The 13,698-nt window shown below is 41.9% G+C and carries 16 protein-coding genes and 1 pseudogene; 2 read left to right on the top strand and 15 right to left on the bottom strand.

Translation table 11 applies throughout. The annotated features are described in order from the left end of the window. Nucleotides 1–15 precede the first annotated feature (15 nt). The 5 genes from ytpR to NST18_RS02845 are packed head-to-tail and all read right to left on the bottom strand — an operon-like array spanning nucleotide 16 to nucleotide 3,344. Nucleotides 16–621 carry a YtpR family tRNA-binding protein gene (ytpR, locus tag NST18_RS02865; protein WP_035018444.1) on the bottom strand — a complete coding sequence of 202 codons (606 nt, stop codon included), beginning with the start codon at nucleotides 619–621 and terminating at the stop codon, nucleotides 16–18. After that, nucleotides 621–1,424 (bottom strand): DUF1444 domain-containing protein, encoded by an 804-nt coding sequence (locus tag NST18_RS02860; RefSeq protein WP_004888991.1) that lies wholly within the window; start codon nucleotides 1,422–1,424, stop codon nucleotides 621–623. Before NST18_RS02860 ends, ytpR begins: the two co-directional genes overlap by 1 nt. Continuing rightward, on the bottom strand, nucleotides 1,417–1,743 hold the full coding sequence (locus tag NST18_RS02855) for a thioredoxin family protein (RefSeq protein WP_004888990.1): 327 nt from the start codon (nucleotides 1,741–1,743) through the stop codon (nucleotides 1,417–1,419). The genes NST18_RS02860 and NST18_RS02855 overlap by 8 nt, the downstream gene beginning before the upstream one ends. Continuing rightward, nucleotides 1,740–2,264, bottom strand: coding sequence for a DUF84 family protein (locus NST18_RS02850; protein WP_004888989.1), 525 nt, complete (start codon nucleotides 2,262–2,264; stop codon nucleotides 1,740–1,742). The genes NST18_RS02855 and NST18_RS02850 overlap by 4 nt, the downstream gene beginning before the upstream one ends. A 12-nt stretch (nucleotides 2,265–2,276) precedes the next feature. Beyond that, a complete protein-coding gene (locus tag NST18_RS02845) occupies nucleotides 2,277–3,344 on the bottom strand; it encodes a M42 family metallopeptidase (protein WP_004888988.1) in 1,068 nt (355 codons plus the stop codon). 106 nt (nucleotides 3,345–3,450) lie between these two features. On the opposite strand from NST18_RS02845, the gene NST18_RS02840 reads away from it, so the two are divergent. After that, the gene (locus NST18_RS02840) at nucleotides 3,451–3,747 is read left to right on the top strand and encodes a PepSY domain-containing protein (protein WP_035018443.1); all 297 of its coding nucleotides are present in this window, start codon (nucleotides 3,451–3,453) and stop codon (nucleotides 3,745–3,747) included. 51 nt (nucleotides 3,748–3,798) lie between these two features. Here the strand turns inward: NST18_RS02840 and NST18_RS02835 are convergent. Both NST18_RS02835 and trmB read right to left on the bottom strand, forming a co-directional pair. Next, nucleotides 3,799–3,963 (bottom strand): annotated as a pseudogene (locus tag NST18_RS02835) (MBL fold metallo-hydrolase); the annotation flags it as partial. Nucleotides 3,964–4,043: 80 nt separating this feature from the next. Further along, nucleotides 4,044–4,694, bottom strand: a complete 651-nt coding sequence (trmB, locus tag NST18_RS02830) for a tRNA (guanosine(46)-N7)-methyltransferase TrmB (RefSeq protein WP_004888986.1) — start codon at nucleotides 4,692–4,694, stop codon at nucleotides 4,044–4,046. Between the two features lie 72 nt (nucleotides 4,695–4,766). Between trmB and NST18_RS02825 the strand changes: the two genes are divergently transcribed. Beyond that, on the top strand, nucleotides 4,767–5,036 hold the full coding sequence (locus tag NST18_RS02825; protein WP_004888985.1) for a YtzH-like family protein: 270 nt from the start codon (nucleotides 4,767–4,769) through the stop codon (nucleotides 5,034–5,036). Here the strand turns inward: NST18_RS02825 and NST18_RS02820 are convergent. The 8 genes from NST18_RS02820 to NST18_RS02785 all read right to left on the bottom strand — a co-directional run bounded on the left by NST18_RS02820 (nucleotide 5,028) and on the right by NST18_RS02785 (nucleotide 13,663). Continuing rightward, nucleotides 5,028–5,804: a phosphotransferase family protein gene (locus NST18_RS02820; RefSeq protein ID WP_004888984.1), complete on the bottom strand. Its 777-nt coding sequence runs from the start codon at nucleotides 5,802–5,804 to the stop codon at nucleotides 5,028–5,030. The two genes, NST18_RS02825 and NST18_RS02820, sit on opposite strands and share 9 nt — an antisense overlap. A gap of 81 nt (nucleotides 5,805–5,885) precedes the next feature. Then, nucleotides 5,886–8,006 (bottom strand): type I pullulanase, encoded by a 2,121-nt coding sequence (gene pulA, locus NST18_RS02815; protein WP_004888983.1) that lies wholly within the window; start codon nucleotides 8,004–8,006, stop codon nucleotides 5,886–5,888. 239 nt (nucleotides 8,007–8,245) lie between these two features. Then, nucleotides 8,246–9,619, bottom strand: a complete 1,374-nt coding sequence (locus NST18_RS02810) for an IS1380 family transposase (RefSeq protein WP_088223305.1) — start codon at nucleotides 9,617–9,619, stop codon at nucleotides 8,246–8,248. Nucleotides 9,620–9,887: 268 nt separating this feature from the next. Next, entirely contained in the window at nucleotides 9,888–10,844 is a 957-nt protein-coding gene (locus NST18_RS02805; RefSeq protein WP_004888982.1) for a hypothetical protein, read from the bottom strand. Between the two features lie 35 nt (nucleotides 10,845–10,879). Beyond that, nucleotides 10,880–11,551, bottom strand: a complete 672-nt coding sequence (locus NST18_RS02800; protein ID WP_004888981.1) for an LrgB family protein — start codon at nucleotides 11,549–11,551, stop codon at nucleotides 10,880–10,882. Beyond that, on the bottom strand, nucleotides 11,548–11,925 hold the full coding sequence (locus NST18_RS02795; RefSeq protein ID WP_004888980.1) for a CidA/LrgA family protein: 378 nt from the start codon (nucleotides 11,923–11,925) through the stop codon (nucleotides 11,548–11,550). Before NST18_RS02795 ends, NST18_RS02800 begins: the two co-directional genes overlap by 4 nt. Before the next feature lie 22 nt (nucleotides 11,926–11,947). Next, nucleotides 11,948–12,478, bottom strand: coding sequence for an RNA 2',3'-cyclic phosphodiesterase (gene thpR, locus NST18_RS02790; RefSeq protein ID WP_004888979.1), 531 nt, complete (start codon nucleotides 12,476–12,478; stop codon nucleotides 11,948–11,950). Between the two features lie 33 nt (nucleotides 12,479–12,511). Next, a complete protein-coding gene (locus tag NST18_RS02785; protein WP_035018442.1) occupies nucleotides 12,512–13,663 on the bottom strand; it encodes an MFS transporter in 1,152 nt (383 codons plus the stop codon). Nucleotides 13,664–13,698: the final 35 nt, after the last annotated feature.

The raw sequence follows: 13,698 nt of genomic DNA, 5'->3' as shown, positions 1-13,698 counted from the left end.
CTGCCGTGATGGAAGTCAGCTAAAAAATGGTTGACCTACTTCGTACTCATCATCTAAAACGAGAATCCCTTTCTCTTGTGGGGCGTTTGGCAAATCGAGTTCACGGGCAGAACAAATCATTCCGTAAGACTTCACCCCACGAAGTTCTGCCTCTTGAATGACTAGACCGCTTGGCATGACTGCTCCGACTTTTGCGACAACGACTTTTTGTCCTGCTTCTACGTTTGGAGCCCCGCATACAATTTGCAATGTTTCCGTACCAATGTCTACTTGACAAACACTTAATTTATCAGCATTCGGGTGCTTCTCCTTTTCTTTCACGTAACCGACAACAAATTTTGGTGAAAAATCAGCCTTTAATTGTTCATTTACACCATTTTTTTGCAATATGTCGTTAATCGTAGCGATTACTTGTTCGTTTAGTTCAACGACTCCATTTCCTTCAAATGTGCTATATGTAGACGCATGAAAAATATTGTAACCAACTGTTTCACTTGTTTGCTCATCATAAATGCGCACAACATCCCCTTTTTTCTCAAAAGCACGCACTTGTGGATCAACAACTTTTAAAGTAATGAGCAACGTGTCGCCAATACCTTCTCGATTGTAAAATACGTTCATCATTTCTCATCCTTTCGATGATTTTTTCCAAGAATAAAAATCGGTTGCAATTGCCCACCTTCATATAAAAATGAAAGCGCAGTAATCGGCACTCTGCCACTTGCAAAAAAACTCATCGTTAACTGCGCAAGTACATCATAGCCGATTTCGTTTTCAATGTCAGCAATAATGAGCACATCTTGATGAGGAACCGCAAGCAACATCGTTCCTTTTATTTTTTCGGAAAAACTTTTCAAAAAAGCATCATTCAATATGCGACTTGCATCATATCCATCGTTTGTATTCAAAAAATAAAACGTATTGCCACCGACACGATCTTCTTTTACTGTCGTAGGCAACGAACGGATGTTAAAACGGGCAATTTCTTTCAATTGTTGCACATTCCAACGCTCGGATTCAACTAAACGTTCATCAATGAGCCGATACGTTGTTCCTAAATCGAGCGCATAATAAATGCGCGTTTCTGCTGTATGCTCGTCATAAATAAACGCAGCGCCTTCGTTCGTCGTTGTCGGAAATGAGGTAGAACGAATGACCGGATATATATGTTTTTCTTTTCCGTGTAACGGCGAATCATCATGTAATGCCGTTAACGTTTGTTCGACATAATAAACAATTTCGTCAATGGCACGCTCTTTCTCAACCTCCCATTTTGCGATAATAGGGGGTAACGAAATCGTCACCCCTTTTTTCGTGTCACGATGCTCAATGCGAAGTGTATCTTTTTTTCGATCCCATCGAAATTCCCATGGGTAGTGGGATAATCGTTGTTGAATATGCTCGCTTATTTGCTTACTATTCATCACGCTCACCTAAACTTTGAATAAAAGCGACGATTTCTTCTTTCGTTTTCCGATCTTTGCTGACAAATCGCCCTTTCTCTTGGCCATTTTCATATGCAATAAAACTCGGAATGCCAAAAACGTTGTGCTCCGCAAACAAATCAAGCAATTGATCACGATCGACCGCATAAAACGTATAATCGGAAAATTGCGCTTCAATTTCTGGTAAAACCGGTTTGATGAATTGACAATCCCGGCACCAATCAGCCGTAAACATCATAATCACTTTTCCACGCTGAATGACTTCATTGTATTGCTCGATGCTTTCAATCATTTTCATCTATTTATCCACCCTTTCTTATGCTCATATTGCCCTTTTAACATATAAACAATATGTGTATACATCGTTGTTCGGTCGATGGCTCCGTTCGTCAAAATGCCGATCGCCCCTTCATTAGAACGGACATCGCGACGATCGGCGTATTCGTCTATCACTTCAGCTAATTCTTTCCCAGTTTTTAATTGTTCACTAATTTCGGCAGGAAGCGGAATGCGCGCCCCTCCTGCCACAACGACAACGCCGTCCCGATCTACAAGCGCACCCCAATTACATAGCCAGACTGTTCCATTACGTGCAGCAAATACGCCTCCTTCTAAACCTATTCCGATATGTGCTTGTTGTTCATGAACAGCTAACGTTGCACGCTCAATCGCACCTTGCAACGTGTCTTCATCGGAAAACGGCTGTTTTGACACGTTCGGCTGCACGTCACTCGCTATAATCGCATGATGCGCCTCATGAAATACAGCTTTTACCGCTTTTACTTTCGTGTTGTTTTTTGTTCCAACTGCAATTTTCATCGCTCAATCACCTTAACCGTTATGACGAATCGCATCGACTGTCGCACGGTCACATTGTTTTACAAGGGCGATTAATAACTGTTTCGCCGCTTCATAGTCATCCACATGAATGATAGAAGCATGTGTATGAATATAGCGTGCACAAATGCCAATGACAGCTGAAGGAATGCCGCTATTCGCGATATGCACTCTCCCCGCATCTGTTCCCCCACCTGGTGAAATGAAATATTGGTATGGAATATTGTTTGTTTCCGCTGTATCTAAAATAAATTCGCGCATGCCGCGATGAGTAATCATTGTACGATCATAAATGCGCACGAGCGCCCCTTTCCCAAGATGCCCGAACTCTTTTTCGTCTCCTGTCATGTCGTTCGCTGGGCTTGCATCTAGCGCAAAGAAAATATCTGGTTTAATCATCGTTGCTGCCGTTTGTGCACCGCGCAATCCGACTTCTTCTTGAACCGTTGCTCCAGAATATAATACGTTCGGCAACGTTTCATCTTTTAATTCCTTTAACAACTCGATCGCCAAGCCACAACCGTAACGATTATCCCATGCTTTCGCCATAATTTTTTTCTCGTTTGCCATCGGTGTAAACGGACAAATCGGTACAATTTGTTGCCCCGGACGGATGCCCATGCGCTCTGCATCGGTACGATCATCTGCTCCAACATCAATAAGCATATTTTTCATATCCATCGGCTTTTTTCGTTGCTCTTCATCAAGCAAATGAGGCGGGATCGAACCGATGACTCCAACAATCGGACCTTGATCTGTTATGATTTGTACACGTTGAGCGAGCAGTACTTGACCCCACCAACCTCCAAGCGGTTGAAAGCGAATCATTCCTTGTTCTGTAATGGCGGTGACCATAAAACCCACTTCATCCATATGCCCTGCAACCATCACAACTGGACCATCTTCCGTTCCGCGCTTCACTCCAAAAATGCTCCCAAGCCGATCTTGCACAATTTCATCGGCATATTTTTGTAACTGTTCACGCATGAAGGCGCGCACCGCATGTTCATTTCCCGGTGCTCCCGGCAATTCCGTTAACGTTCGAAATAACTGCAAATCCATCGCTATATCCCCTTTCTTTTCTCGCTATTTGTCATTGTAGCGAATTTTACATGTAGTTTCCACTCGAACAATTCGGTATACTAAAAGAAAAAGTGGAGGAATGCATATGCGCATGAAAACATTTCTTACCGGTATCGTTGTCGGTGCAACAGCAGCATACATATTTGACCAATGGCAACATAGACGTTTGATTTCATCTGAACAAGCGCTTCAAAAAGCGAAAGAAGCTTTTCAACAAACGGGTGACGTTACAGGATCGTGGATTCAAACAACCGTTGAAATGATTGAAAAAAACGGGTTGCGCTATACTGTCTATCGAGGAGGAGTCACTCGTCCAACCGATGCTTATGAATGTCTCATTGATGCAAAAACAGGGACGATTATTGAAGCACGAAAATTGTAAAACCCAAGCAAAGCCGCTTGGGTTTATTGACGTTTAACGGATTCAACAATATAAAATCGGGTCGGTACGAAGCGGAATTTGGTTATGTTCGTTGCATGGGTATTTTTTCGTCCAAAGAGGCTTTGGTACAACCCCAAACATCGCTCCCCCGTCTAAATGTGTAATTCCCCCATTCAGCCACGTCATCGTTGCTTGACCGATCGTTAATTTCTCCATCTCTTTTCCCCCTTGTCCTCTTTCACTCTCCATTTTAACATTACAAAAATATTCAGAAAAGAGAAAAACCTATGCCAGATTTACGACATAGGTTTTCGATATTTTGCTTCACAACGATAAATCGGGTTTCCTTTTTCCGAAAACTTTTGTTCATATTCTGTCATCACATTTCCTTCGAAGCCGCTTCGATGAAGATCGATACTAACATACTGAAGAACTAAACCGTATTGCGAAAAACTAACAAGGGAATATTCAAACAGCCCGCGATTATCCGTTTTGAAGTGAATTTCCCCTTCATCCACTAAAATGTTTTCATATAGCTCTAAAAATGCACGATAAGTTAAGCGGCGCTTTTCGTGTCGCTTTTTTGGCCATGGATCAGAGAAGTTTAAGTAAATGCGCTCTACTTCTCCTTTAGCAAAAATATTCGTTAAGTCTTTTGCATTGACATTTAATAAACGCAAATTTGGCAAATTGTTCTCGATCAATTTGTCGAGGGCGCATACAATGACGCTCTCATATAACTCAATTCCAATATAGTTAATGTGAGGATTCATTTTTGCCATTTCGGTAATAAAACGGCCTTTCCCTGTCCCAATTTCAATATGAATCGGATGATCGTTTGAAAACAATTCATGCCAACGTCCTTTATATTGCTCTGGTTGTGGAATAATGTATTGCGGATATGATGCAATTTTTTCTTTCGCCCAAGGCTTATTTCGTAAACGCACGTCTCATCCTCCGTTTCTTTGTATATAAAAAGATAAAAACGGCCATATTATAAAGCGAATAGGGGGATGAACATGGCCATTAATCATGAACATCAATTAACTGTGTTAAAAGATATTTTATCGGAACATCACCTTGATCGTTCAGGAACCGTTGCAGAATGTGAACAAATTGAACGGCTCGCCAAATCGTTAATGACGAACGATGCCGTCCATTCTGAACTGAAACAAACATTGTCCCATATTTACACGTATAGTCAAAACGGCAAAAATGCAACCGATCTTTCTTTACACATCGATCAACACGAACAGCAACTTGCGAATTGGATGGATCAATTAACGTAGCACATGTTCAAGGAAATGCAACAGTCGTTGCATTTCCTTTTCATTATTCCTTCCTTTATGCCATGCAAGCAACGTAACCGTTTGAGCAATCGTATACCATTTCATACGTAGCTGCAATTGCTCATCGAACTTCTCACCATATTCTTCTAGCCAACTCGACCACTGCTCTCTTGGAATGTAAGCATATAACAACATTCCGATATCAATCGCCGGATCGGCAATCATTGCGCTATCCCAGTCAATTAAATACAATTGATCATCTTCTGTTAAAAGCCAGTTATTATGATTCATATCGCAATGACAAACGACATAATCCATACAATACACATCATCTACGTGTCGCTCTAAAAATGCCAATGCGTCCCGAACGGTCGGATGCGCCTTTAATTCAACGTATTCATTTTGCTTTACTTCCTCTAGCAAACGATGAGGTACTAAAGGTTTTTTACCAAGGCGCTCCATCATTCCCAACAATTCTTTCGAGCGATGAATTTTCCGAAGCAATTGAGCAACTTGTTTGCTAGTCATATCACTCGGCTTTAATTCACGCGCTTGTAAAAATTGTTGGGCGGTAATTACGTCTCCATTTTCCATTCGTTTCGTCCATACTAATTTTGGGACGATTCCTTCCGCTGATAAAACAGCCAAAAACGGAGAAGAGTTGCGCTTTAAAAACAACTTCTTCCCATCGTACTCCGCGATATATGCATCCCCTGTCGCACCACCTGCCGGGGAAATTTCCCACTCCTTACCTAGTAACTGTTCCAAGTGAGCTCACCTTTCGACTTAGTCAAAATAAAAATTGCAATTGTCATCTTACTAGATTTTATCTTTCCCATCGTTTCCCCGTCAACATTCAATTAATACCCACGTCCCGATTCCATTAATTTCAATAAAGCATTCGCACTTTTTCTCTACTTCTTCCCGATTTGAGCTGAAAACGACTTTCCATTTTCCTTCAGAAAGAGGTAATGTCGTTTTTTTCTCCTCATTATGATGCACGACAATAATTTGTTCCCATGGACCATACACACCCACATCAACAAGCTGATAGGCGATCACAGATGGATGGGTATCATAAAACTTGATATGACGCCGAACTTGATCGGCAGTAAAAAAACGAAACGCAGCATGTTTTTTACGAAGCGCAATAAGAGCCGTTATCTCTCGAATATCTTCTTCCCATTCACTTTTCCGCTCCCAATCGATTCGATTCACTTCATCAGGAGCGTTATAGCTGTTTTCAATTCCTTGTTTCGTTCGATAAAACTCTTGACCGCTATGCAAAAATGGAATACCTTGGGATAATAAAACGATCGCGGTCGCTAGCTTTTGGCGCTTCCGACGAATATATTCGCTCTCATGCGAATTGGCAATCATCATTTTATCCCATAATGTATGGTTATCGTGACATTCAACATAATTGACACTTTGCCTTGGCGAAAAAAATAGATGAATGCTTCCTCGAATAACTTCCATTACCGCTTCCTTATATGAACAATCACCTAACGCAAATCCTCGATCGTGCACTTGGAATGTGCTACCTTTAACATAGTCGCGAAAATGATCATTAAAATAAGCGATGCGCGGTGTGTGTCTTGCGTTTGCAATCGTTGTCTTTTTTTCTTGAGGCAATGGGGTAGCTAACTCCCATCCCTCTCCAAGAACAAGAACTGTCGGATCGATTGCATCGATAGCTCGGCGGACGTCATTCATCGTGTCGATATCTAAAATGCCCATTAAATCGAAACGAAATCCATCGACGCCGTATTCACTTAGCCAATATGTCACCGAATCAACGATAAATTTTCGTACCATTTTCCGCTCAGATGCTAAATCATTCCCAACTCCTGTTCCATTCGATGGATAACCGTTTGATTCGTATCGGAAATAATAACCCGGTACAAGCTGTTCAAACGATGATGTTTCTCGAATATATACGTGATTATAGACGACATCTAAAATGACGCGAATGCCTTCTTGTTGAAACGCACGAATCGCCTGTTTTAGTTCGATGATACGCGCATATGGATCGGTTGGATCCGTTGCATAACTTCCTTCTGGAGCATTGTAGTGCACCGTGTTATATCCCCAGTTGTATTCAAATGGCTCGAGCTCATCCACCCCTTCGAAATCTTGCACAGGCATAAGTTGAACATGTGTCACACCGTGCTGTTTCACGTACGAAAGACCTGTCACCGTTCCGTTTGGTCCTAATGTGTCCCGCTCCGTTAAACCGAGATATTTCCCTTTATGTTCCACGCCACTTTTAGGATGGATCGTAAAATCACGAACATGCATTTCATAAATGATCGCATCCGTCATAGAAATAAACGGAGGCATCGTTGGTTTTTGTATGTTTGTCTTCGAAAGGTCAACAACAACACCGTATGTGCCGTTAACTGAAACGGTTTTTGCATAAGGATCCACCGCTTCCCGCCAAACAAAATTGATATATGTCTTATACGTATACAAAAAATATTCTATATTTTCATAAACGGTATATGTCCATATTCCTTTTTGTTCGCGCACCATGGCATAAATTTTTTCTTCTTTCGTCTTCGGATGAATAAGCTTTAATGACACCTTTGTTGCCGTCGGCGCCCACACTTTAAACGTCGTTTTTTCCGGTTTGTACGTTGCACCAAGATCATTTCCGTCATATGCGTATAAATCGTCAAACGCTTTTGTTCGCATCACCGCCCCTACCAGTAAAGGTGTTTGCCATCCTTCTTCTGTATAAACGACATATCGTTTCCCTAATGGAACGATAAAAGGAACGAGACACTCATATTTTGTAAATGAGTGCTGTTTCTCACTTGAACGAACTGTTAAACGGTATGCTGTTTGTTCTTCATCGCATAAAAAAAATATTGGTGCACGTTCGTGAACAACATCGTTCGGTACCAAAATAGTAATTAACGTCAACTCATCTAAATAGGCTTCAAACGAGTGTTGTTTTGTCATCATTATCGGTCACCAACTTCCAGTTTTGAAGTCACCTGAATCCGTGATGGTTGGAAATCAACTTTGATTTTGGTGTTAGTTCTATGGATATATGATCCATACATCCCTTTTTTTGATGATTCCCTGCACCACTTTCATGTTTGAAAACGAGATAAATCCTCTTTTATGGAGATACAAACCAAAAAAGAGACAAAAAAAGTACAGGGGGGAGTGATGGATATGAGTACCCGAACATCTGTTTGTTATCTTGCCTCTTTCCATTTTTGATACACATTCAGTAGGAGTATACTGTACCCACTCCTTCGCGTCAGTTTCATCCAGATCTGTCGTGATCGGCGGACGAGTCGACCTGCCATCGTGATCACCGTCTGAATGATCGTCTTGATGCGGCGGCGTTTCACTTTATGATGTAATGGATGTCTCGGATCGCTTAATAGATCTTGTCCAATCAGGCGAAGAAGGTTGTACACGAATGCTCCCATGACTAACACGAGCGCATTCGTTTTCATCTTCCCTGATGGAAGTCGCTCTAAATCTAAGTCGCTTTTCAGTTCGCTATGAAACTGTTCGCATGTCGCATGATCGTGATACAATGCGAGCACATCACTCATTCGAACATGCTCGTATCCTTCGAGGCGCACCCAGTAGCTTTCGACTTCGTAATCAGGAACGAGCATCAGCTGTCCATTTCGTTCCATCGTTCGTTCCGTCACTTGGGTGACTTGAACGTACGTATACGTGTGTCCATCGATTGCTGCTGTCTGTGGAAGGCATAACTCATACGTTTGTACTCCTTCTGTTTGTCCATCATCGACGCGTCTGCCCTTTTGCGAAGCGATCTGGAACCAAAGCGCTTTCGATTCTCGGCGTAAGTTTCGCTTGATGACAAAGTCCACGTCTTCCTTTAGACATACGTGCACATTCGCTTCCGCATCGTTCCCTGCATCCATGCGGACAAGCAGACGAGACGAGGTCAGCGGACGAGCTCGACGGATGGCGGTAGTTAAAAACGAAGGCATGTTGTCTTGTACATGTTGTTTCCCTGGACGCAGCTCGGCATGAACGATATACCCTTCCTTCCCTGCGTACGCAAACAACGGCGTAAAACCGTCAAATCCTTTATACGTTCGACTCACTCCTTCTTTTTTCGTATCGGAGTTATCAAATGGGGAAGCATCTATATCAAGGGGAAGCCATGTCGTTTTCCCTTTCGTCCAACAAGCGGACAAGGTAGCGTGTTGTCGAACCAACAGACGCATCGATTCCTCCCAAATGATGGTTTCGGTCATCGGGAGACAAGCGAGCTGATCGAGACGCTGTCGCAACGTTGGGGAGGAAGGTACGTGCCGAATGCCCATTGATGTCGAAAAGATATCGTCCTGACGATACGCTTCGATATGATCAAAATCCGTTTTTCCTGTGGCAAGCAAGCCGATCATCGAGCGAATGACGTCGCTATGGGAAATGTGCACATCTCGACGAACCGTTGGGAGCCGAAGTGCGTTTACTCGTTTATCCAGCTTCGTTTGGTGCAGTAAGTAGCCCACGAGAGCAAGCCCAGCACTTGGAGTAATCGCTTCATCTGTCAATACAAACCGAATCGGGAAATCTTTCATCACATTCACCTACTTGATGAAGAGTCGTCAACGTCGTTTTCCCTTATCGTATCAACGGTTTGCGACCATTGTAAAGATGTTTTGTCACGGATTCAGGAGTCAATTATTTTTGTTATAAAATGGACTAAGATAAAAAAAGGAATTCATTTGTCTCATGTAGCGTTCCATTTCCGCTTTTACCATCTGGTTACTTACTTATTATGCAAGAAGAACAAAAAAAGTATTTATCCTTACCATAATTATAAAAAATCGAAAAAGAGGCTACGCTTCATTCGTCAGCCTCTTCTATTTCTTCAATAACGAGCGGATCGTAATAGCGCGTATCACAATATGTCAACAATGATTGCGCCGCCTTCAGTTGCGTATGTTTCAATGGCATCGTCAACTGTCTGAGTGACATAAACCATATCTCATAATGACGGCGATCGACGATATCAAAATCGCTCGGTGCATAGCGATAATCAATATACCCTTCTCGATTAATCAACACTTTTTTGATCGGCATATCGACGGAAAATTGCTTATAAATCGTTTGAACAACTTTTTCCGTTCGATGAAGCGAAATCATCGGATTGACGATTTTTCTCTCCACATTATCGACAATCTCCGTCCAAAAACGTTCAGCTGAGCCAACAATAATGTTATTTTTCCGTTCTTGCGTAAACGCAACGCACCACGTCGTTGTTGGACTAATCAAAATCGTATTAAGCTCGACAGGAGCTTTTTTCAATAAAAATACAGGCTTGTACATACATAAGTATGTATCTGGAAAACGTTGCAAAAAATATTTTAAATATGCGTCATAATAATATTTCGGATCAATAACGGATTCTTCCGTTAACGTCGAGCTCGCCCAACGAATTTGCAGTTGAAACAGCTTTTCTAAAAATAATATTTTCAATTCTTCAATCGTTCTTGGTTCGGACGGAATAGAAAACATAAAGTCTTCCTCTTCTTGCGACTGTTCATTTTCGTCCGTCACATCTTTTACTTTTTCCCGTTTCCATATTCGTTTAATCTTATCAAAAAATGACGGTCCCTCCTCAAGCCATTTCCATGACTCATGTACACGCGACTCCATTTGTGGCGCCAATTGACCCGTCTCCCATACATGCTTCATTCGTTCCCATTGCTTCCTTTTTAAACGAATAAACTCGCTCGGATAATGATACATATCTAGCTCGTAGCGCGAAATATAGTCTTGAAGCTTAATGAGCTGTCCCACGCCTTAACCTCCAGCAATCAATTGTTACTTTCATTCTACAACAAAAGCAACAACGGGCAAAGAAGAGAAGCGAAAATTGCACTTAGCGTCATCGCAACAGAACTAATGGCAGCCTCTTTTTTTCCGATTTCAAGCGCTTTTGCCGTACCAATCCCGTGCGAAGCCGCACCAAGCCCGCTCCCTATACCTAATGCTGTTGTTATGCGAAACATACGAAAAAGGCTAGGACCAAACATCGCGCCAAAAATTCCAGCAATCATTACATATACTGCCGCAAGCGTCGGTATGCCATCAATCAACTTCGCAATATCCATTGCTACAGGCGATGTAACTGATTTCGGAATGATCGAACGAACGACCTGTTTCGGTAAATGAAAAAGGCGAGCCAGTAATAGGCCGCTTCCCATCCCGATCATTGTGCCAAAAAATGTACTGCATAACAACGGCCATAAAAACTGTTTTAACGTACGGCGATGTTGGTAGAGCGGCAAAGCTAAAGCGACGACTGCAGGACCGAGCAAATGAACGAGCCATTTTCCTCCGCTCATATATTGTTCATACGACAAATGAAAGAGCGATAACGTGATGATGATGACTACTGTGCTCGTAGCGATTGGCACAAGCAAAGGAAAATAAAAGCGAGCATACAATTTGCGCATCGCCATATACACGACAATCGTCCACAAAAGCATAATCGCGCCGATCATGCTCCTTTCACCTCATGCATTCGCTTTTGTTCACGTGTTTGTGCCCATTGACCGATGAAACCAGCAAACAACATGACGATCATTGTACTCACGATGACAACGAAAATAGACCATATCCCTTTCCCTAAAAAAAGTTCAACATAATCAATGATGCCAACAGTTGCCGGAATAAACAAAAGTGTTAAATGAGACAAAAGCATGTTAGCACCACGGGAAATCCACTCTTCCTTCACCATTCCGGTCATTAACAATAAAAATAGCAACAACATCCCTATCATACTACCTGGAATAGGGATGTGTAGCAGTTGCTGAATAATCGAACCAAAAATATACAGCATATACAATACCCCGATTTGAATGACCGTAATCCCCATTTTTTCTCCCCCTGTTATTGAATTATGAAAGAGGAAAACGCATCAACGGCTTATATTTCGGCGTTTGATCCATATGTGTTTCGTATAGCACAACGTCGTGTACGAAAAAGCGAATGTCCTCTCCTTCAATCTTTCTCGGATATGTTTCAAGTGAGAACGGAAACGATCCGTTCCATTTTTTCGCCAACGTAATATGTGGCGTGAACGGTCGAGCATCAAGAGAAAAACCTATCTGCCGGCAAACGTCATACACATCTTGGCGAAGGGAAAACAAACAAGGCTCTTCTTTTACGCCATACCATAAAATACGAGAACCAAACGAATAAACTTCGCTCAATTGTAATGAAAATACTCGATGTCTTTGGATCACATCTGGCATAAGCGCTGCGATTTGTTTTCGTTCTGTTTCCGTTGCCCGCCCTAAAAAAGCAAGTGTAATATGATAATCTGCTTCATGAACGAACAAACGAAATGGCGCTTTCCATTCGGAAATAAAGGCATGAAGCTGCTGTTTTACTTCATTCGGCAAAGGAATTGCCAAAAAGTAATGCATTTATTGTCCCACCTTTTAATTTTCTAAATTTTATCAAATTTCCGATGTTTTATGCAACGCCTTTTTTGACTGCCAGGCGAAAATAACCATTCCTCCAAGCGTCAACAATCCAAAAAATAAATACACATGTTCAATCGTCCAACGTTCTAAAATATACCCTCCTACAAATGTACAAAACCAGCTTCCAAGTCCATTTCCAACTGTAGCATAAAGCGATACAGCCGTCGTACGCACGTGTGCAGGGGTAATGTCACGCACATATTGAAGGGCAGCTGGGATAAACAAACCGACAGACGCCCCTTGTACAATTGTCGTGGCATACACGATTATTAAAGGTGGTTCAAAAAAATAAAACAACCAACGAGCACAAGATAAAGCTGTTGCAACTAATAGCACGTTCATCATCCCGAATTTCCGAACGACACCGTCAGCAAATTTCATAAACGGCGCCTCACTACCTGCCGCTAACAAAAATGCAAGGCCTACGCCTGCAAGCGTTCCTCCTAAATCGGTAATCAAAATGCCAAAATAAAAATTGTTAGCATAAATTGGACCAAAAACGAGAAACGTCGTTAGCAAAAATAAAAGAAACGGTGGAATGCGAACTAACTCTTTCATTCCTTCCCGAATGTTCACCTTAGCACTTGACTGTTCTCGTGGCAACTTCCATGCGAGCATGCTCGAAATAATGAGCAAAGCAACGAAAATGTAAAAGATAAAACGAAGATGGAACCACTCAGCCACTTGTCCAGCGACAGGAACAGCCGACGCAAACCCAAGCGCCCCCCAAAGCCGAATCGATCCATATCGCTCATTTGCCTTTTGTACATAATGAAGAGTAATACTATCAGACAGAGGCACGATACCACTTTGCATAACTGCAAGCAGAGCAGCAATAACAAGCAACGATACGTAAGAGTGGGCGAGTGAATACATCAGTCCGAATAAAGCGGTTCCTAATAAAGATATCATTAATACTTGAACCGGCTTACGCGTATAATCACTCAGCATCCCCCAAATAGGCTGAGTAAAAATCATGACGATCGGGCTAATGGACATAATCATCCCAATTTCTGTCCCAGACAAACCGACTTCATCTTTTAAATATACAGATAACAACGGAAAGAGCGAACCAAAACTAAAAAACTGTAAAAAATAAAATGCTCGAAAAATACGTGTATACACAAAAAATCCCCCATATCGAATAAAATAACGAAAAG

The sequence above is a fragment of the Anoxybacillus sp. FSL W8-0104 genome (assembly GCF_038004465.1).
Classification (GTDB): domain Bacteria; phylum Bacillota; class Bacilli; order Bacillales; family Anoxybacillaceae; genus Anoxybacillus; species Anoxybacillus flavithermus_G.
Note: the sequence above shows the minus strand (reverse complement) of the source record. Positions and strands in the feature narration are given on the sequence as shown.

Excerpts from the sequence above, each read along its gene's own strand:
- ytpR (WP_035018444.1), bottom strand. The coding sequence starts at position 621 with ATGAACGTATTTTACAATCGAGAAGGTATTGGCGACACGTTGCTCATT.
- thpR (WP_004888979.1), bottom strand. The coding sequence starts at position 12,478 with ATGCATTACTTTTTGGCAATTCCTTTGCCGAATGAAGTAAAACAGCAG.
- pulA (WP_004888983.1), bottom strand. The coding sequence starts at position 8,006 with ATGATGACAAAACAACACTCGTTTGAAGCCTATTTAGATGAGTTGACG.
- NST18_RS02825 (WP_004888985.1), top strand. The coding sequence starts at position 4,767 with ATGGCCATTAATCATGAACATCAATTAACTGTGTTAAAAGATATTTTA.
- NST18_RS02800 (WP_004888981.1), bottom strand. The coding sequence starts at position 11,551 with ATGATCGGCGCGATTATGCTTTTGTGGACGATTGTCGTGTATATGGCG.
- NST18_RS02855 (WP_004888990.1), bottom strand. The coding sequence starts at position 1,743 with ATGAAAATGATTGAAAGCATCGAGCAATACAATGAAGTCATTCAGCGT.
- NST18_RS02860 (WP_004888991.1), bottom strand. The coding sequence starts at position 1,424 with ATGAATAGTAAGCAAATAAGCGAGCATATTCAACAACGATTATCCCAC.
- NST18_RS02810 (WP_088223305.1), bottom strand. The coding sequence starts at position 9,619 with ATGAAAGATTTCCCGATTCGGTTTGTATTGACAGATGAAGCGATTACT.
- NST18_RS02845 (WP_004888988.1), bottom strand. The coding sequence starts at position 3,344 with ATGGATTTGCAGTTATTTCGAACGTTAACGGAATTGCCGGGAGCACCG.
- NST18_RS02840 (WP_035018443.1), top strand. The coding sequence starts at position 3,451 with ATGCGCATGAAAACATTTCTTACCGGTATCGTTGTCGGTGCAACAGCA.
- NST18_RS02850 (WP_004888989.1), bottom strand. The coding sequence starts at position 2,264 with ATGAAAATTGCAGTTGGAACAAAAAACAACACGAAAGTAAAAGCGGTA.
- NST18_RS02795 (WP_004888980.1), bottom strand. The coding sequence starts at position 11,925 with ATGGGGATTACGGTCATTCAAATCGGGGTATTGTATATGCTGTATATT.